This is a genomic window from Streptomyces sp. NPDC059906, from assembly GCF_042730645.1.
Classification (GTDB): domain Bacteria; phylum Actinomycetota; class Actinomycetes; order Streptomycetales; family Streptomycetaceae; genus Streptomyces; species Streptomyces rubrogriseus.
In genome coordinates, this window is the sequence record NZ_JBHWKU010000037.1 from 15,760 (window position 1) to 33,072 (window position 17,313).

At 73.2% G+C, this 17,313-nt stretch carries 14 protein-coding genes; 6 read left to right on the forward strand and 8 right to left on the reverse strand.

Annotation, left to right across the window (positions count from 1 at the left end):
- Positions 1 to 76: 76 nt before the first annotated feature.
- From ACFV9J_RS35090 to zapE, 5 genes are all read right to left on the reverse strand, one after another.
- A complete protein-coding gene (locus ACFV9J_RS35090) occupies positions 77 to 865 on the reverse strand; it encodes a slipin family protein (RefSeq protein ID WP_385361387.1) in 789 nt (262 codons plus the stop codon).
- A 131-nt stretch (positions 866 to 996) separates the two neighbouring features.
- Positions 997 to 2,487 (reverse strand): SulP family inorganic anion transporter, encoded by a 1,491-nt coding sequence (locus ACFV9J_RS35095; RefSeq protein ID WP_385361390.1) that lies wholly within the window; start codon positions 2,485 to 2,487, stop codon positions 997 to 999.
- 8 nt (positions 2,488 to 2,495) lie between these two features.
- Positions 2,496 to 3,077 (reverse strand): carbonic anhydrase, encoded by a 582-nt coding sequence (locus ACFV9J_RS35100; RefSeq protein WP_385361392.1) that lies wholly within the window; start codon positions 3,075 to 3,077, stop codon positions 2,496 to 2,498.
- Positions 3,078 to 3,165: 88 nt separating this feature from the next.
- On the reverse strand, positions 3,166 to 3,567 hold the full coding sequence (locus ACFV9J_RS35105) for a hypothetical protein (protein WP_385361394.1): 402 nt from the start codon (positions 3,565 to 3,567) through the stop codon (positions 3,166 to 3,168).
- Positions 3,568 to 3,757: 190 nt separating this feature from the next.
- Entirely contained in the window at positions 3,758 to 4,870 is a 1,113-nt protein-coding gene (gene zapE / locus ACFV9J_RS35110) for a cell division protein ZapE (protein WP_385361397.1), read from the reverse strand.
- A gap of 587 nt (positions 4,871 to 5,457) precedes the next feature.
- On the opposite strand from zapE, the gene ACFV9J_RS35115 reads away from it, so the two are divergent.
- From ACFV9J_RS35115 to msrB, 4 genes are all read left to right on the forward strand, one after another.
- A complete protein-coding gene (locus ACFV9J_RS35115; RefSeq protein ID WP_385361399.1) occupies positions 5,458 to 6,255 on the forward strand; it encodes a pyrimidine reductase family protein in 798 nt (265 codons plus the stop codon).
- Between the two features lie 216 nt (positions 6,256 to 6,471).
- Positions 6,472 to 6,945, forward strand: a complete 474-nt coding sequence (locus ACFV9J_RS35120; protein WP_385361400.1) for an indole-3-glycerol phosphate synthase — start codon at positions 6,472 to 6,474, stop codon at positions 6,943 to 6,945.
- A gap of 73 nt (positions 6,946 to 7,018) precedes the next feature.
- Positions 7,019 to 8,407, forward strand: a complete 1,389-nt coding sequence (gene murC / locus ACFV9J_RS35125; RefSeq protein ID WP_385361404.1) for a UDP-N-acetylmuramate--L-alanine ligase — start codon at positions 7,019 to 7,021, stop codon at positions 8,405 to 8,407.
- 13 nt (positions 8,408 to 8,420) lie between these two features.
- Positions 8,421 to 8,828, forward strand: a complete 408-nt coding sequence (gene msrB / locus ACFV9J_RS35130; protein WP_385361407.1) for a peptide-methionine (R)-S-oxide reductase MsrB — start codon at positions 8,421 to 8,423, stop codon at positions 8,826 to 8,828.
- Positions 8,829 to 8,854: 26 nt separating this feature from the next.
- Here the strand turns inward: msrB and ACFV9J_RS35135 are convergent, their stop codons facing one another.
- A complete protein-coding gene (locus ACFV9J_RS35135; RefSeq protein WP_385361409.1) occupies positions 8,855 to 9,304 on the reverse strand; it encodes a hypothetical protein in 450 nt (149 codons plus the stop codon).
- Positions 9,305 to 9,734: 430 nt separating this feature from the next.
- Complete coding sequence (locus ACFV9J_RS35140; protein ID WP_385361411.1) at positions 9,735 to 12,890, reverse strand: tetratricopeptide repeat protein; 3,156 nt, start codon at positions 12,888 to 12,890, stop codon at positions 9,735 to 9,737.
- Between the two features lie 376 nt (positions 12,891 to 13,266).
- Here ACFV9J_RS35140 and ACFV9J_RS35145 point away from each other — a divergent pair, with 376 nt between their 5' ends.
- Positions 13,267 to 14,529 carry a hypothetical protein gene (locus ACFV9J_RS35145; RefSeq protein WP_385361414.1) on the forward strand — a complete coding sequence of 421 codons (1,263 nt, stop codon included), beginning with the start codon at positions 13,267 to 13,269 and terminating at the stop codon, positions 14,527 to 14,529.
- A complete protein-coding gene (locus tag ACFV9J_RS35150) occupies positions 14,526 to 15,071 on the forward strand; it encodes a transcriptional regulator (RefSeq protein WP_385361416.1) in 546 nt (181 codons plus the stop codon). Before ACFV9J_RS35145 ends, ACFV9J_RS35150 begins: the two co-directional genes overlap by 4 nt.
- Here ACFV9J_RS35150 and ACFV9J_RS35155 read toward each other — a convergent pair.
- Positions 14,981 to 17,119 carry an ATP-binding protein gene (locus tag ACFV9J_RS35155; protein ID WP_385361418.1) on the reverse strand — a complete coding sequence of 713 codons (2,139 nt, stop codon included), beginning with the start codon at positions 17,117 to 17,119 and terminating at the stop codon, positions 14,981 to 14,983. The genes ACFV9J_RS35150 and ACFV9J_RS35155 overlap by 91 nt on opposite strands.
- Positions 17,120 to 17,313: the final 194 nt, after the last annotated feature.

The window sequence follows — 17,313 nt, forward strand, 5'->3', positions numbered from 1 at the left end:
TGCTGGCGGACAGGACTGTGACCCCGCCGTGTCTATCACCTGCCGGGAGTCCCGGGAACCACGCGCGTAGCTCGTGTCACCGCTGGACCGGGTGCTCGACCGGGTGCTCCTGCGCCTTCTCCAGGAACCGCAGCAGCTCCACGGGGAAGGGCAGCACCAGGGTGGAGTTCTTCTCGGCGGCCACCGCCACGACCGTCTGGAGCAGCCGCAGTTGCAGCGCCGCGGGCGTCTCGGACATCTCCCGGGCCGCCTCCGCGAGCACCTTCGAGGCCTGCAGCTCGGCGTCCGCGTTGATCACCCTGGCGCGCCGCTCACGGTCCGCCTCGGCCTGGCGGGCCATCGAGCGCTTCATGGTGTCCGGCAGCGAGACGTCCTTGATCTCGACCCGGTCGATCTGCACGCCCCAGCCGACCGCGGGGCTGTCGATCATCAGCTCCAGTCCCTGGTTCAGCTTCTCCCGGTCGGACAGCAGATCGTCCAGGTCGCTCTTGCCGATGATGGAGCGCAGCGAGGTCTGGGCCATCTGCGACACCGCGAAGCGGTAGTCCTCGACCCGGACCAGCGCGTTGGCCGCGTCGACCACCTTGAAGTACACGACCGCGTCCACCCGCACGGTGACGTTGTCGCGGGTGATGCCCTCCTGGGCGGGCACGGGCAGCGTGATGATCTGCATGTTCACCTTGTGCAGCCGGTCCACGAACGGCACGATCATGGTGAACCCGGGACCGCGCACCTGCCCCGCGAGCCGTCCGAGCCGGAAGACCACCCCGCGTTCGTACTGCTTGACGACCCGTGCCGCCGAGGCGACGTACAGGACGCCCGCGCTGCCGACGGCGGCGGCCGCGGTCAGAAGCTCCTGGACCATGGCGACCTCCTCACTCGGAGGACGGTTTTTCACCCTTCCTGTCACGATAGGCCCGCCGCCGGGTCCGGGGCCATGCCCGGGACCCGGCGGCGGGCTTCCCGCCACGCGCCGGCCCGCTACACCCCGGCCCGCTACACCCCGGCCTTCTCCGGTTCCGTGACCTTCACCGGGTCCGTGCCGGTGGCGCTGTGCCGTTCCGCCCAGTTCTCCAGGGCCGTGCGGCAGGCGTGGTCCAGGTGGTGCAGCCCGGACAGGTCCAGCTCGACCGGGCGGTCCTGCGGCAGCGCCTCCAGGCCCTCCAGGATCTTCGGGAGCCGCAGGAAGGTCGCGTTGCCGGTCAGATGCGCCTGGACGGGGCCCGCGCCCTTGTCGACGATCTCCAGCTTGAGGTGCGAGGCCTCCCAGGCGGCCTTGACCACGGACAGGGCCAGACCGATCAGCACGCCCTCGAACATGTTGACCGCGACGATCGAGACGGCCGTGACCACCAGGATCAGCGCCTCGCCCCGGTGGTCGCGCCACAGCGGCAGGATGCTGCGGAACGGGATCAGCCGCCAGCCCGCGTGCACCAGGATGCCCGCCAGCGCGGGCAGCGGGATCAGGGCCAGCACGGACGGCAGCAGCGCCGCGAACAGCAGCAGCCACACGCCGTGCAGCACCCGGGACGCCTTGGTGCGGGCTCCGGCGGCGACGTTGGTGGAGCTGCGCACGATGACCGCGGTCATCGGCAGTGCGCCGAGGACGCCGCACACGGTGTTGCCCGCGCCCTGCGCCATCAGCTCCTTGTTGTACTCGGTGCGCGGTCCGTCGTGCAGCCGGTCCACCGCCGCGGCGCTGAACAGGCTCTCCGCCGAGGCGATCAGCGTGAAGGCGACGACCGTGCCGAGCAGGCCCACGTTCGCCAGCTCGCCGAAGGCGTCGGCGCCGGGCGGCTGGACGACGTCCAGCAGGCCGCTCACCTCGACGGTCGCGACCGACAGGCCGAACGCCGCCGTGACCGCCGTGGCCAGACCGACGGCGGCCAGCGCCCCCGGCACGGTCCGCGCCCGCTTCGGCAGCCGCCTCCACAGGACCATCACCGCGACGGTGCCCGCGCCCAGGGCGAGCGAGGTCAGCGCCTCGGTGCTGCCCAGCGCGTCGGCGGCGGCCCCGGGCAGCCCGGTGAGCTTGTCCATGCCGGAGGCGGGCGCCTGGAGACCGGCGGCCGCGTAGAGCTGGCCCGCGATGAGCACCAGGCCGATGCCGGCCAGCATGCCCTCGACGACCGACAGGGAGATCGCCCGGAACCAGCGCCCCAGCTTCAGGGCACCCATCACGAGCTGGACGATCCCGGTGGCGAGCACGATCACGCCGAGCGCGGGCAGCCCGTACTGGTCGACCGCGCCGAAGACCAGCACGGTCAGCCCGGCGGCCGGGCCGGAGACCTGGAGGCTGCTGCCCGGCAGGAATCCGGTGACGAGGCCGCCCACGATGCCGGTGACCAGACCGAGTTCGGCCGGGACTCCGGAGGCGACGGCCACGCCCACGCACAGCGGGAGCGCGACCAGGAACACGACGAGGGACGAGGTGAGGTCCTGCCGCCAGTGCGGGAACCTCCGGTTCTGGCCGGCTATGAGGGACATGGCGGCGCTCACAGGGTCTCGAACGCGTCGGTGTCCGCGCGGTGCGCGCGCACAAGACCGGTGTGGACCTCGTAGTACCAGCCGTGCAGCCGCAGCCGGCCGTCCGCCAGCCGCTGCTCGACGCAGGGGTAGGAGCGCAGGCGCAGCAGTTGCGCCAGCACGTGGTGCTGTACGGCCCCGGCGACCGTCGGGTCGGCGGGATCGCAGGGCTCCGGCTCGTCCGCCGCGTGCGCCAGCCAGTCGCGCACGGCGGGTACGGCGGTCAGGTCGTCGCCGCGCACCAGCGCGCCGACGGCGCCGCAGTGCGAGTGGCCGCAGACCACGACGTCGGTGACGCCGAGGACCTGGACGGCGTACTCGACGGTGGCCGCCTCGCCGTAGGGGCGCTCGGTGTCGTGGGGCGGGACGATGTTGCCGGCGGTGCGCAGTTCGAAGAGCTGGCCGGGGCGGGCGCCGGTGATCAGGGCCGGTACGACCCGGGAGTCGGAGCAGGTGATGAACAGGACTTCGGGCGACTGGCCTTCGGCGTGCCCGGCGAACTCCTCAGGGCGCTGACCGAACGTACGGGCGTTGTCGATGAGGGGCTGCATGATGTGGGTTTCCTCCTGGCGCGCGGTGGGGTGCGCGTCGGACGGGTGGGACAGAGGTGGGCGTCGTGCCGGTGGTCCGTCCGGTCCGTCAGCAGCGGAAGACCTGGAGTGCCGCGGGGGCGTGGTCCGTCGAGGATCTCGGCCGGTGCTCGGTGGCACGGCCGGACGGGACGGAGTCGGGTGCCCCCGGGACGGCTTCCCGCGGCAGCGGGCGCCGAGGGGTGCCGGACTGCGGCGCGGCGGTGGTGCGGTGGCGGTCGCGGACGCGCGGCGCGGTGGTCGGCCCGCCCGGGTGGCCGCCCTCGCGGCAGGTGACGGTCTCGTCGTGTGCCGCCATGCCGGAGGGGGTGGTTCCGGGGCGGACGTGGGCCACGGCATCACCGCTTGGATACGCGGATGCGAAGGATGCGGTGGGGGCGAAGAACTGGAGCGTACACAGGACGGGGGCGAGGATCGCGACCACGGTCCGGGCCGCCGTACGTCGGTACACGCGGCCCCCCTCCAGGCAGTTCTTGCCGCTGGTATATGCCGGGGGGACAGGTCAATGCCCGGCAAAAGCATGGTCAATGCGCGGTCAAGAAGCACGTTAACCCTGCGAAGGACTTTGCAGGGTTAACGGGACGTTACGGGCCGGAGAGAGCCTCAAAATGGCGGCTGGGTTGGCGGGAACCGACCGTTCCTCAGGGGGTGTCCACCAGCCGCGCCGCGTCCCGGGCCAGTGCGGTGAGCCGGGAGATCGCCCGGAAGTACTTCTTGCGGTACCCGCCCTTCAGCATCTCCTCGCTGAACAGCTGGTCGAAGGGCAGCCCGGAGGCCAGGACGGGCACCTCGCGGTCGTAGAGCCGGTCCGCGAGCACCACGAGCCGCAGCGCCGTCGACTGGTCCGGCACCGGACGCACCCCGGTGAGGCACACGGCCGTCAGACCGTCGGTCAGGGCCCCGTAGCGGCTGGGGTGGACGCGGGCGAGATGGTCGAGGAGGGCGGCGAAGTCGTCCAGCGAGGCCCCCTCCGTGGTCCGCGCCGCCCGGGTCACCTGCTCGTCGGAGTACGGCGCCGGGGCCTCGGGCAGACCGCGGTGGCGGTAGTCCTCGCCGTCGATGCGCAAGGCGCGGAAGTGGGCGGACAGGCCCTGGATCTCGCGCAGGAAGTCGGCCGCCGCGAACCGGCCCTCGCCGAGCTTGCCCGGCAGCGTGTTGGAGGTGGCGGCGAGCGCCACGCCGGCCTCCACGAGCCGGGCGAGCAGGCTGGAGACGAGGACGGTGTCGCCCGGGTCGTCCAGCTCGAACTCGTCGATGCACAGCAGACGGTGCCCGGACAGGGTCCGCACGGTCTGCTGGAAGCCGAGGGCGCCGACGAGGTTGGTCAGCTCGACGAAGGTGCCGAAGGCCTTGCGGGAGGGCTCGGCGGGGGTGGCGTGCCACAGGGAGGCCAGCAGATGGGTCTTTCCCACGCCGTAACCGCCGTCGAGGTACACGCCGCGGGGTCCGGCCGGGGTCTTCGGCGCCCGGCCGCGGCCCAGCCCGAAGAAGCCGCGCCTGCCGCCGGCCGCGCCGGGCGCCTCGCCCAGCCCGCCCGCGAAGTCCTCCAGAACCCGTACGGCGTCGCTCTGGCTGGGCTGGTTCGGGTCCGGGAGGTACGTGCCGAAGCGGACGGAGTCGAAACGGGGCGGGGGCACCATCTCGGCGACCAGGCGGTCCGCGGGGACTCGGGGCTCGCGGGCGCACAGGGAGACCGTGGCCGGAGCCGTCCCGGTTATCGCGGCGGGGACGGAGGCGGGAGAGGAGGACGACACGGTACTCAATGGTAGGGCCTGCACGGAGGGCCCCGTCGTCGGCCGGGCGGCGTCGCGAGCGGGGCGGGGCGAGGCGGGCGGGGCGGGCGGGGCGCGGCGGGGCGCGGTGGGTGGGCGCGGTGCCGGGTGCCCGTGTGGCGGGGTGCCGGGGTGGTGTGGGGCCCCGCGGGTGGAGCCCGGGTGCCGCACGGGGCCCGGCGCGGGCTCGGCGCGGCCCCGTCGTCGGCTGGGCGGCGTCGCGAGCGGGGCGCGGTGGGCGGGCGGGGTGCCGGCTGCCTGTGTGGCGGGGTGCCGGGGGCGGTGTGGGGCCCCGCGGGTGGAGACCGGGTGCCGTACGGGACCGGCGCGGAGGGCCCCGTCGTCGGCCTGGCGGCGGCGCGAGCGGGGCGCGGCGCGGCGGGGCGCGGTGGGTGGGCGCGGTGCCGGGTGCCCTTGTGGTGGGGTGCCGGGGTGGTGTGGGGCCCCGCGGGTGGAGACCGGGTGCCGTGCGGGGACCGGCGCGGGCTCGGCGTCGTGGGCGCGCTGTGTGGGGGTAGGGCCTCCGGCCTGCGCGGTTGGGGTGGCGGGCGCGTGGAACACTGCACCCCATGCGACGCCTGTTCCCCGTGTCACCCGTGACCGATCCGACCGCCGGCCCGGGCGGCGGCGCCGAGACCGACCGGGAGTGGAGCCTGGCCGAGCTGGCCGCCGCCTACGCGTACCCCGAGCCGCACGGGCACCGGCGGACGTGGCTGCGGGCCAACATGGTCTCCACCCTCGACGGCGCCGCCCAGCACGACGGCCGCTCCCAGCCCATCTCCAGCGCGACCGACATGCGGGTCTTCGGCACCCTGCGGGCACTGGCGGACGTGGTGATCGCCGGCGCCGAGACCGTACGGCAGGAGGGGTACCGCCCGGGTCGCGCGCGGGCGGATTTCGCCGAGGCGCGGCGGGCGGCCGGTCAGGCGCCCGTGCCGGTGATCGCGGTGGTCAGCGCGAGCCTGGAGCTGGACTTCTCGCTGCCGCTGTTCACCGCCCCGGTCGTGCCCACGCTGGTCCTGACCGGCGCCGCCGCGGCCCCGGACCGGATCGCCGCCGCGGAGCGGGCCGGGGCCCGGGTGGTGATCGCGGGGGACGGCGTCGGTGTGGACCCGGCCCGTGCGCTCGGGGCGCTCGCGGAGCTGGGGCACACCCGGCTGCTGACCGAGGGCGGCCCGCGGCTGCTGGGGCAGTTCGTCGCGGCCGGTGTGCTCGACGAGCTGTGCCTGACCGTCTCCCCGATGCTGACCGCGGGGGACGCGCAGCGGATCGCGGGCGGACCGGCCGTCGGGATGCCGCGGCGATTCGCCCTGGCGTCCCTCTTGGAGGAGGAAGGTTTCCTCTTCAGCCGCTACCGGCGCGACTGAAGACAGCCCGGCCCGGGCGGACGGCGGCGACCGGACAGGGGTTCGGTCGTTACCGCACATCCGGGAATCAGCGGAATCTCCCGTTCCGTTTAGCTCGCGCCGGGCACACTGATTCCGGCAGTACCCGTGCGATCACGGGGCAGGATGGTTTCCGCAGGGTCTGGTACGGCCTACGGAGGGTGGGCCCACGGGCCCTCGAAGGAGAAGGGGCGCCTGGTGTTCACAAGCGTTTTGATGATCGAGAAGGCCCTGACGTCCGCCGACGTGGAGTTCGTCACCACCTTGCACGGGGACGAGCAGGTCGGCTTCCACGTGCTGCTCCAGCCGCGCGGCGATCAGGCGGACCGCCTGCTGCGCGCCATCGACGACGTCGCGCTCGGCGAGCTGGACGACGCCGTACGTGAGGGGGAGACCCCGGAGGGCCGGGAGGCGCAGAGCGTCGGGGAGCGGGCCCTGGAGGTGTCCCTCACGGCCCTGCGCGCGTCCGGCGCGCAGGCCGAGGGACGGCTGATCGAGGACCACCCCCTGGACGAGCTCAAGGCCGTGGTCATGGAGATCGCGGCCGACGAGGTGATCGTCCTGACCGACCCGCACTACGTGGAGGAGTTCTTCCACCGGGACTGGGCCTCCCGGGCCCGGCACAAGGTCGGCGTACCGGTCCTGAAACTCTTCTCCCACAGCAAGGCATAGGCTGGTGCCGCGCCTCCGCCGAGGGGGCGCGGCCTCAACAGATCACCGACGGACCACCCTGGGAGAACAGCGCATGGCACCCGGCCTTCCCACCGCCATGGACCGACCGCACTTCATCGGCATCGGCGGCGCCGGAATGTCGGGCATCGCCAAGATCCTCTCCCAGCGCGGCGCCGCCGTGGCGGGCAGCGACGCCAAGGAGTCCGCGACCGCCCAGGCGCTGCGCGCGCTGGGCGCCACCGTGCACATCGGGCACGCGGCGGACCACCTCGCCGACGACGCGAGCTGCGTGGTCGTGTCCTCGGCCATCCGCGAGGACAATCCGGAGCTGGTCCGCGCCGCCGAGCTGGGCGTCCCGGTCGTGCACCGCTCCGACGCCCTCGCCGCCCTGATGAACGGCCTGCGCCCGCTCGCGGTCGCCGGTACGCACGGCAAGACCACCACCACCTCGATGCTGGCGGTCTCCCTGTCCGAGCTGGGCCTGAGCCCGTCGTACGCGATCGGCGGCGACCTGGACGCCCCCGGCTCCAACGCCCTGCACGGCGAAGGCGAGATCTTCGTCGCCGAGGCGGATGAAAGCGACCGCAGCTTCCACAAGTACGCCCCCGAGGTCGCCATCGTCCTCAACGTCGAGCTGGACCACCACGCCAACTACGCCTCGATGGACGAGATCTACGAGTCCTTCGAGACCTTCGCCGGCAAGATCGTCCCCGGCGGCGCCCTGGTGATCGCGGCCGACCACGAGGGCGCCCGGGAGCTGACCCGACGGCTGGCCGGCCGGGTGCGGACGGTGACGTACGGAGAGTCCGAGGACGCCGACGTGCGCATCCTGTCCGTCGTCCCGCAGGGCCTCAGGAGCGAGGTCACCGTCGTCATCGACGGGGCCGAGCTGACCTTCGCCGTCTCCGTCCCCGGCCGCCACTACGCCCACAACGCCGTCGCCGCCCTCGCCGCGGGCGCCGCGCTCGGCGTCCCCGCCGCCGAGCTGGCCCCCGCGCTGGCCGCCTACACGGGCGTCAAGCGGCGCCTCCAGCTCAAGGGCGAGGCGGCCGGCGTCCAGGTCGTCGACTCCTACGCGCACCACCCCACCGAGATGACCGCCGATCTGGAGGCCATGCGCGCCGCGGTCGGCGACGCCCGCATCCTGGTCCTCTTCCAGCCGCACCTCTTCTCCCGCACCCAGGAGCTGGGCAAGGAGATGGGCCAGGCACTGTCCCTCGCGGACGCCTCGGTCGTCCTGGACGTCTACCCGGCCCGCGAGGACCCGATCCCCGGCATCACCAGCGAGCTGATCGTCGAGGCGGCCCGCGCCGCCGGCGCCGACGTCACACCGGTCCACGACAAGGACGCGTCGCCCGCGCTGGTCGCGGGAATGGCGAAGGCCGGTGATCTCGTTCTCACCATGGGCGCGGGCGACGTGACGGACCTCGGACCGCGCATCCTGGACGAGCTGTCGAAGTAAGGGGCTGAGACTCATGTCGTACGACGTCGAGAAGCCGGACGAGCAGTGGCGGGCCGAGCTGGCCCCGGCCGAGTACGCCGTGCTGCGCGAGGCCGCCACCGAGCCGGCCTTCACCGGTGAGTACACCGACACCAAGACCGAGGGCGTCTACTCCTGCCGCGCCTGCGGTGCGGAGCTGTTCACCTCCACGACCAAGTTCGAGTCGCACTGCGGCTGGCCGTCCTTCTACGACCCGAGGGACACGGACGCGGTCGAGCTGATCGAGGACCGCTCCCACGGGATGGTCCGCACCGAGGTGCGCTGCGCCCGCTGCGGTTCCCACCTCGGTCACGTCTTCAAGGGCGAGGGCTACCCGACCCCGACCGACCAGCGGTACTGCATCAACAGCATCTCGCTGCGGCTGGCGCCCGCGGGGGACTGACCTCCGCGGGCGGGTCCCGTTGCCGCTCAGTCCGCACGATCGGGCGCTGTGCCCCCGGTCGTGCGGAACGTCAGACGGGTGAACGTGTGCCCCTGGACGACCGGGCCGTCCTGCCTGCCACCGGTGATGCTGTTGTGCACGGCGCCCGGTGGCGGGGAGGCGGGGGCGAGTTCGTCGACGAGCCGCCGGAGTTCCCCGGCCGCCCCGGGATCCTGCTCCAGCAGGCGGCGGAGTCTGAGCCGCACCGACGCGGTCACATCGGACCTGAGTTCCTCCTCGGCGGCCGTCCCCTCGGCCGCGACGAGGGTGGTTCGGGACTCCTCCAGCTCACCGGCCACGCCGTCGGCCTCGGCCTCGGCCCCGGAGGCGAAGAGCCCCACCACGCGTTGCCTCACCTGTCCCCACGCGTCGGTGACCATCAGGCCCACCACCGTGGTCGCTCCGGTCCCGATCAGTGCCATGAGTTCTGCTTCCACGGGGCTCCTTCGCCTGCTTCCCGGGGACTCCGCCTGGTGCTCGGGGCGTCCAGCGTAGGCGCGCCCCCGCAGTCCGTGCGAGGGGGCGGGGTCTCCGCCCCCGCCGTGCCGTTGAGCGGACGGTGCACGGCACCCTCCCGACCGATGGCGAGAGGATGGTGTGATGAAATTCTTTGATCTCACCCCCGGAGCGTGCTGCTGCCGCTACGTTGTGTGCTCGTCGGCGCGATCTTGAACGCCGGCGTCCCCGACGTACCAGTTCAAGGAGCACAAGCACAGTGAACCGCACGCGCATCGTCCACGCCCTCCTCGCCGTCCCGGCCGCCGCCATGGTGTTCATGGTGTCCAGGTGGATGTGGGTCGTCGAGAACGGTCTGGCCGGCTGACGGGCCGGGGGCCGTGGGGGCGGCTCCCCGACCGGGTACCGGACTCAGTTGGCCGCCGGTGCCCGGTGACTCGCCAGGAACCGGAGGAGGTCGGCGGCCTCCGTCTCCGCGCCCAGGGAGCGGTAGCGGTCGGCGGCCCGTTCGCCGTATCCCTCGGCGAGACCGGCGGGCCCGGACAGCACCGCCGTCCGGGCCAGGCCCGCCAGCGCCTGAGCGGAGCCCAGGGCGAAATGAATCCGGTCGGCCACCTCCAGAGCCCGCTCGTAGCCCCTTGCCGCGAGGTCGAACAGCCCCGATTCGCGCTGCACGTCCGCCGCGCCGATCAACGCGCGCAGTCTCTCGTACGGGTTGTCGATGCCGACGGCGATTCGTTCCGCCATCGTGAAGTGCAGCAGCGCCTCGGCGCGGCGCCCCGCCCGGGCGTGGGCCGTCCCGGTGCGGATCAGCACGTCGGCCTCCCCCAGGCTGTCGCCGCTGGCGCGGTGGGCGGCGAGTGCCCGCTCGAAGTGGGTGAGCGCCTCCTCCGTACGGCCCACCGCCTGGAGCACGGCGGCGAGATTGGTCGAGAGAATCGCCAGGTCCACCCGGCCGCCGTACTGCCGCATCAGCACCAGTGACCGTTCGTAGCAGTCACGGGCGTCCGCGTAGCGTCCCTGGAGGAAGTGCAACTCGCCCCGATTGTTGAGGGCCTGGGCGAGCCCGTGGGGATCGGGCAGCCGCTCGTAGATCGCCTCCATGCGCTGCACCCTGCCGAGGGCCTCGTCGTACCTCCCCAGGTAGGACAGGGCCGCCCCCTGCACGTTGAGGCAGTCGGCCTCCCCGGAGGGATCGCCGACGGTGCGGTACAGCGCGAGCGCCTGTTCCAGGACGGGCAGCGCGGTGTCGCCGTGACCTGCCGCGAGGCGGGCCCGACCGGACTGGAACAAGGCGTCGGCGCGGCCGTGTCCGTCATGCAGTTCCTCGTGGATCGAGAGTGCCTCGGTCGCGCACTCCAGGGCCTCGCTGTGATTGCGTTGCGCCAGGAGATCCGCCCGGTCCGTCAGAGTCCGGGCGAGCAGGGCGGGGTCGGCGGACGCACGCAGGACGGGCAGTGCCGCGTCGAAGAGTTCGGAGGCGACACTCCACGCCCCCCACAGTTTGAGGCTCCTCGCCAGCACGCACGGGTAGAGCGCCGCGTACTCCGGGTGCTCCGCGGCGGCCATACCCGCGACCGCGGTGAGGTTGGCGCGCTCCACGGTCAGCCACACCGCGGACTCGTCGGCGTCGGCGAGCGCCGGTTCGGGCAACGACGCGGCCTCGTGCGGCAGAGGCAGGGCAAGCGCACGGCGGTGCGGACGGGTCAGCCGGTCGGCCCGGTGCGCCGTGCGGAGGTAATGGGCGGCGAGACGGCCGGTTGCGGCGCGCCGCTCCCGCTCGGTGTCCGTGTCCAGGCCGACCTGGACGGCGTACGAGCGAGTGAGGTCGTGCAGGCGGTAGCGTCCGCGCACCGGTTCCTCCAGGAGGCTGGAATCGAGAAGCTCCTCGACGCACCGTTCCATCCGCCCGGGATCGTCGCGGAATTCCTGACCGGTCAGCGCGGCGGCTGCGGACAGGGTGAGATCCGGCCCGGGGTGCAGGGCCAGCAGGCGCAACAACACCTGTGCGCGGGCGCCGAGCTCCGTGTACGAGAACCGGAACACGGAGTCGATCAGCGCGTCGAACTCCTGGAGCGGCCTGATCGAGCGCGTCAGCCGGTCGAGCAGGTGCTGCAGATCCCACGCTTCCCGGTGCCGGAACCGGCTCGCCAGGAGCTGTAGGGCGAGGGGGTGGCAGGCACAGGCGTCCGCGACCCGCCGCAGGCTCTCCGGCTGGGCGGCCACCCTCGAGGTCCCGACGACCCGGGTGAAGAGCGACGCCGCCTCCTGGCCCGACAGGGTGTCCAGGAACACCGACGAGGCTCCGTCCAGCCCGGCGAGCCGGTTCCGCGTCGTCACCAGCACACGGCAGGCGCGGGCGCCGGGCAGCAGCGGAGCGACCTGGGCGGCATCCCGTACGTTGTCCAGGACGAGCAGGACACGGCGCCGGGCGGTCCACTCCCGCCATCTGGTGGCGCGTTCGTCCACCGTGGACGGCAGCTCACCGTGCCATCCGGTGGTGTGCAGCAGACCGGCCAGGGCCTCGGCCGGTTCCAGCGGCTGCCGACCGCTGTAGCCCCGCAGATCGACGTAGAGCTGGGCGTCCGGATAGGCCGGGGTCAACTGGTGCGCAGCGTGCACCGCGAGGGCCGTCTTGCCGATGCCGGGCATCCCGTGGATCACGGTGACCGGCAGCGCGGTGCTCGCGTCGTTGCCGACCGAAGCCTCGGCCAGGAGAATGCGCAGTTCGCCCGCCCGCCCGATGAATTCCGGGATGTCGCGCGGGAGGCAATTGCGGGGCTCCACCGGCGGGTCGGAAGAGAGGGGAGCCGCAGGAGCGGCCCGAGGGGCCGGAGCGGTCGACGGGGAGAGCGGCGCGGGGCGAGCGGTGAGCGCGGTCTCGTTCCGCAGAAGCTCGTGATCCTGTTCGAGCATGCGCAGATGGAGCTGCTGGAGTTCCGCGGTCGGCTCGATGCCCTGACTGCGGTGCAGCCGCGTGCGGGTCTCCCGGAAGACGGCGAGCGCCTCGTCGTGGCGGCCCGAGCGGTACAGCACCAGCATCAGCGAGCCGATGACCCGCTGCGCGAACGGGTTCTGCGAGGCGAGCTCCTGGAGCTCGCCCACCAGGTCCGCGTGCCGGCCCAACTCCATTTCCAGACCGATTCGTTCCTCCCGCACCCGTCGGTGATCCTCGGCCAGCCGAACGCGCGCCGACAGCGCCCACGAGTTGTCGGCGAACTCCGCGAGCGGCTCGCCCCGCCACAGGGACTCGGCGGTGCGCAGGAGCCCGACGGCCAGTTCGCGCTCGTCCCGTGCCGCCGCGGCCACCGCCTGTGAGCGCAGCCGGCCGAACCGCAGCAGGTCGATGTCGTCGGGGTCGGCACGCAGCTGGTACTGGCGGGAGGACGGCCGGACCACCCGCACCAGGTCGTCGCCGACCGCGCGGCGCAGCCGGCCACGCAGCCTGGACAGATAGCTGTGCAGCGTGTCCAGTGCGGTCGGGGGCGGCTCACCGTCCCAGACCCGGTCCACCAGCGTGTCCACCGCGACGGGTTCACCCCGTGCGTGCAGCAGCACGGCCAGCACGCAACGTTCCTTCAGCGATCCGAGTTCGTGCTGCCGCTGGTCGTGCCAGAGCTCAAGAGGTCCCAGAACGAGAAGGTCCACCGTCTCCCCCGATGGGTGCGCTTCTTCCCACGGTCATGGCAAAGGTGTGATGCGAACCACTGTTCTACGGTCGTACTGGGGCGTCAGGGGTGGAGTCGCGGGCGCACGGGAGCAGCTACGGGGCGCACGGACTCCCGGGCCGGCCGGCTTCCCACAGGAGTGCAGGATTCCTGCAAGCCCGACGTCCAGCCGACCGGGCATCCCCCTGCCAGCGGCGGCGCTCCGACGCGGCCGTGAGGACCAGCCTCGAAGACCAGCCACGAAGACCATACGGAAGGACCGGGGGATCTCAACGATGAGCTTGACAGTGCCGGAGCCGCACGCGCGGCACGTGCCGGTGCGTCTGGACGTCCAACGCTGGGCCACGCACCGCAGCCGCCGCAGAATCCTGGTCGTGGTGCACACCGTCGTCACGGGCCAGCGACTGCTCGATGCGATACGCCTGCTCGAAGGCGACACCAGAGTGCAGACCTTCTTCACCCAGGCGCCCGACGTGTTCAGCAACGGGGTAGACGCCTTTCTCGCACGGCTGGGCGGCCTGGTGCTGCCCTGGAGCCAGGCGGTGCAGACACATTTCGACCTGGCACTGGCCGCCGGCCACGGCAACCTGCACGATGTGCAGGCGCCCGTGGTCGTACTGCCGCACGGTGCCGGGCACAACAAGGTCGTCTCGGCGGTGCCGGACGGCCACCCGGCGGCGGCGCGCAAGGGTGCCTACGGACTCAGCAGACAGCGCCTGGTGCGGGACGGTGTCGTGGTGCCCGAGGCGATCGTGCTGGCCCACCACGAAGAACTGACCCGGCTCGGACAGGACTGCCCCGAGGCCGTGCCCGCGGCGCAGGTGGTGGGCGATCCGTGCTTCGACCGCATCGCGGCGAGCCTCTCCCTGCGGGCCCTGTACCGGGAGGCACTGGGCGTCAACGGCCGCCGCCGCATGGTCCTCGCCTGTTCCACATGGGGGCCCGACTCGTTGCTGGGACACGGGTGGGGCACGCTGGAACGCCTGGTCACCGAACTGCCGAAGGACGAATACCAGATCGCCGCTCTGCTGCATCCGCACGTCTGGAACGCCCACGGCGACTGGCAGGTCCGTGCCTGGCTGGCCGAACTGGCGCGCGCGGGCCTCCTCCTGCTCAGCCCGCACGCGGACTGGACCGGGGCGGTGGTGGCCGCCGACCACATCGTGGGCGACCACGGTTCGGTCTCGCTCTACGGCGCGATGACCGGAGCGTCGGTGCTGATGGCCGGCCGCTCCGACGCCGCTGTGGACCCGAGGTCGCCGATGGCCGAACTCATGTCCTTCGCACCACGGCTGCGGGACGACCGGCCGGTGCGGCAGCAACTCAAACGGAGTTCAGTGCTCCGCCGGGCGCACCGGTACGAGCGGGTCGCGGCCCGGATCACCTCGGAACCGGGCCGGTTCGCGCGCCGGATGCGTGCGCTGCTCTACCGGAAGCTGCGCCTGCGCGCACCCGCCGCACGCGGGTCGGCCGTGGGACCCGCGAGCCTGCCCCTGACGGTGCGGTACGACGACCCCGGCGCAGGGGTGTCGCGATGATGCCGCCGGCCGTGGTGTCGCAGCGGGAGCGGCTGCTGACGGTGGAGGGCGGCCCCGGTGCGGTCCACCGGGTACGCACCGTGCTGCTGGACCCGGTGTCCGGGGCGCCGTCCGTGGACGAGCACGTCAGGGTGAGGTGTTCCGCGCCGAGCCGGTGGACGGTACTCGCCGACGTGCTGATCGCGCCCGGCGCCGGAGCCGGACGGGCCGCCCGCCTCGCCGGAGCCTGTCCGGGGGCCCTGGTCGTGGCGGTGTACCGCGGGACCCGGTGCTGGCTGCGGCCGGGTCGGTGCGGTCCGGTGATCCTTTTCGAGGCCCGAGCGCCGGGACGGCCGCACGCAGTGTGGGACCGCGTCGCCTCGCTGGCACATGCGTGCCTGGTGGCGGGGCTGCCGGTGCCGGAACTGGGACCGGCCCTCGCGTTCCTGTGCTCTGCGGGGGCCCGCCGGGTTCACCGTCCCGGCTCGTCGCTCTCCAGGGCCCTGAGCCGGCGCCGGACCTCCGCGGCCTCCTCCGACCGGGACCGGCCCGCCGAGGCGTAGAGGTCCAGTGCCTGCCGGCAGCGGTCCCGGGAGAGCTGCCACCGTCCGTGCCGCTCGGCGGCCTCGGCCAGGGATCCGAGGGCACGGGCGGCCTCGTACGCCGACACCTCGCGCAGGGCCGCCCACGCCGTGGTCAGGAGCTCCTCCGCCGGGTCGAGCCGGTCCAGAGCGAGATGCGCGCGGCCCGCGCAGATGGCCGCGCGCGCCGCGTTGTACGTGTCGCCCGCCTCGTCCAGCGTGCCGTGGGCGGCACCGGCATGGAGGACGGCTTCCTCGGCCCGCCCCTCGTCCAGCGCGAGGTCGGCGAGGTTGAGGGCCGCCAGTCCGCCCGCCCGGCGGTCTCCGTACGCCGGCAGTTCGGCGGCGGCGCGCCGGAAGAACTCCGCGGCCCGGCGCCGACGCCCGAGCCGCTGGAGGGCGAGCCCTCGGTAGTTGAGGGTTCGGGCATGACCGAGCCCGTCGTCGGCCGAGAGGAACAGACGCGCGGCCCGCTCGAACATCTCCAGCGCGTGACCGGGGTTTCCGGCACCCAGTTCCCCGACTCCGCCCGAGGTGAGCATCCGGCACTCGGCCGCCGTGTCCCCCAGATCCCGCGCCGCCGCCAGTCCTTCATGGTGTGCCCCTGCGCACTCCGCGTGGAATTTGCGCCGTAGGAACAGCGGCCACAGAGCGTCGGCGAGCTGCCAGCACACGGTGCGAAACCCGGCGTCGGCCGCCTGGTGGAGCACCGCCATCAGGTTGGGCAGTTCCCGTTCCAGCCAGTCCAGGGCGGCTTCGGGACCGGGACCCACCTCCGCGACGACCACGGGTCCGGGGCCGTAGTCCCGGGCCATGGTCCGGTGCTGGGGGTCGAGGATCTCCTCGGCGCGGGTGGCGCTCGCCAGATAGTGATCGGCGATGCGCCGCACCGCGGCCTCCCGTTCGGGGGGCGACTCCTCCTCGTCGGCCTTCGCCCGGGCGTGCAGTCGTACCAGGTCGTGAAAGCGGTGGCGTTCTCCGGCGGCCTCGACGAGCAGGCTCGCGTCGTGGAGCACGTCGAGGAGCCCGGCCGCCTCCCCGTCCGCGGCGCACAGGGCGGCGGCCACCGAACCGTCGAACTCCCGGCCCGGGTGCAGCCCCAGCAGCCGGTAGAGCCGGGCGGCCGATACGGGCAGCGCACGGTAGGACACGTCCAGCGTCGCCAGTACGTCGTGGTCGCCGTCGATGGCCAGTGCCTCCAGTCTTCGGCGCTCCTCGCCGAGCGCGCGGACCATCGTGCCGATGTGCCGCCCCGGACGCGAGGCCAGCCGGGCGCCGGCGACCCGGACCGCCAGTGGCAGCCCGGCGCACAGTTCCACCAGGGCACGCGCGTCCTCGGGCTGCTCGCTCACGCGCCCGTCCGACAGGGTGTCGGCGAGGAGTTCCACCGCGGCCTCGGGGCCCAGCGGCTCCAGCTGGACGGGGCAGCAGCCGTCGACCGTCAGCCCCGGGAGCCGCCGGCGACTGGTCACCACGGTCACGCTGCCACCGGCGGGCAGCAACGGCCGTACCTGGGCCGCGGTCGCCGCGTCGTCGAGCAGGACCACCAGACGCCGGACCGCGGTCAGCGACCGGTACAGCGCCGTCCGTTCGGAAAGCCGCGCCGGGATCTGCTGCGCCGGAACGCCGAAGGCCCGCAGGAACCGGGCGAGTACCTCGGCCGGATGCTCCGGCCCCTCGGGGGACTGGGCTCCGAGGTCCGCGTGGAGTTGGCCGCCGGGAAACCGGGAACGCAGGGTGTACAGCCAGCTCAGGGCGACCGTGGTCTTGCCGACGCCCCCCAGCCCGCTCAGCGAGGCCAGGACGGGCCGGTCCTCCCGCGCGGCGCGGGCGCGGTGCCGTTCCAGCGTCGCAAGCTCCCGTGTCCGGTCGATCACCCGCACCAGCGGCGGCAGCTGCCAGGGCGTCGGCTCGACAGCGGCCGGACGAGGTCCGAAATGGATACCGCCGTATACGGCACCCGCCTGGACGACGGGTCCGTGCACCGTGCCGCTCAGCTCGTTGTGCGACTCGTGCCCGCCGCTGCGCACCCGCGCCCCCGTGCGTGTGAGTACCCGGACCCTCGACGGATCCCCTTCTATCCTTTCCGCGCAGGCCGCCGTTATCCCCGGATTCCCCGTGTGAACGCCCGAGCAGCGGGAAGGAGTCGCCCCGGAGCCAACGGGGGCCCCGCGGACCAGCCGTCTACACTCGACCGGCGACGGCCCCACCGACCGCGGCCGGA

Coding starts and splice junctions, on each gene's coding strand:
- ACFV9J_RS35090 (WP_385361387.1), bottom strand. CDS start 865: ATGGTCCAGGAGCTTCTGACCGCGGCCGCCGCCGTCGGCAGCGCGGGC.
- ACFV9J_RS35095 (WP_385361390.1), bottom strand. CDS start 2,487: ATGTCCCTCATAGCCGGCCAGAACCGGAGGTTCCCGCACTGGCGGCAG.
- ACFV9J_RS35100 (WP_385361392.1), bottom strand. CDS start 3,077: ATGCAGCCCCTCATCGACAACGCCCGTACGTTCGGTCAGCGCCCTGAG.
- ACFV9J_RS35115 (WP_385361399.1), top strand. CDS start 5,458: ATGCGACGCCTGTTCCCCGTGTCACCCGTGACCGATCCGACCGCCGGC.
- murC (WP_385361404.1), top strand. CDS start 7,019: ATGGCACCCGGCCTTCCCACCGCCATGGACCGACCGCACTTCATCGGC.
- msrB (WP_385361407.1), top strand. CDS start 8,421: ATGTCGTACGACGTCGAGAAGCCGGACGAGCAGTGGCGGGCCGAGCTG.
- ACFV9J_RS35145 (WP_385361414.1), top strand. CDS start 13,267: ATGAGCTTGACAGTGCCGGAGCCGCACGCGCGGCACGTGCCGGTGCGT.
- ACFV9J_RS35150 (WP_385361416.1), top strand. CDS start 14,526: ATGATGCCGCCGGCCGTGGTGTCGCAGCGGGAGCGGCTGCTGACGGTG.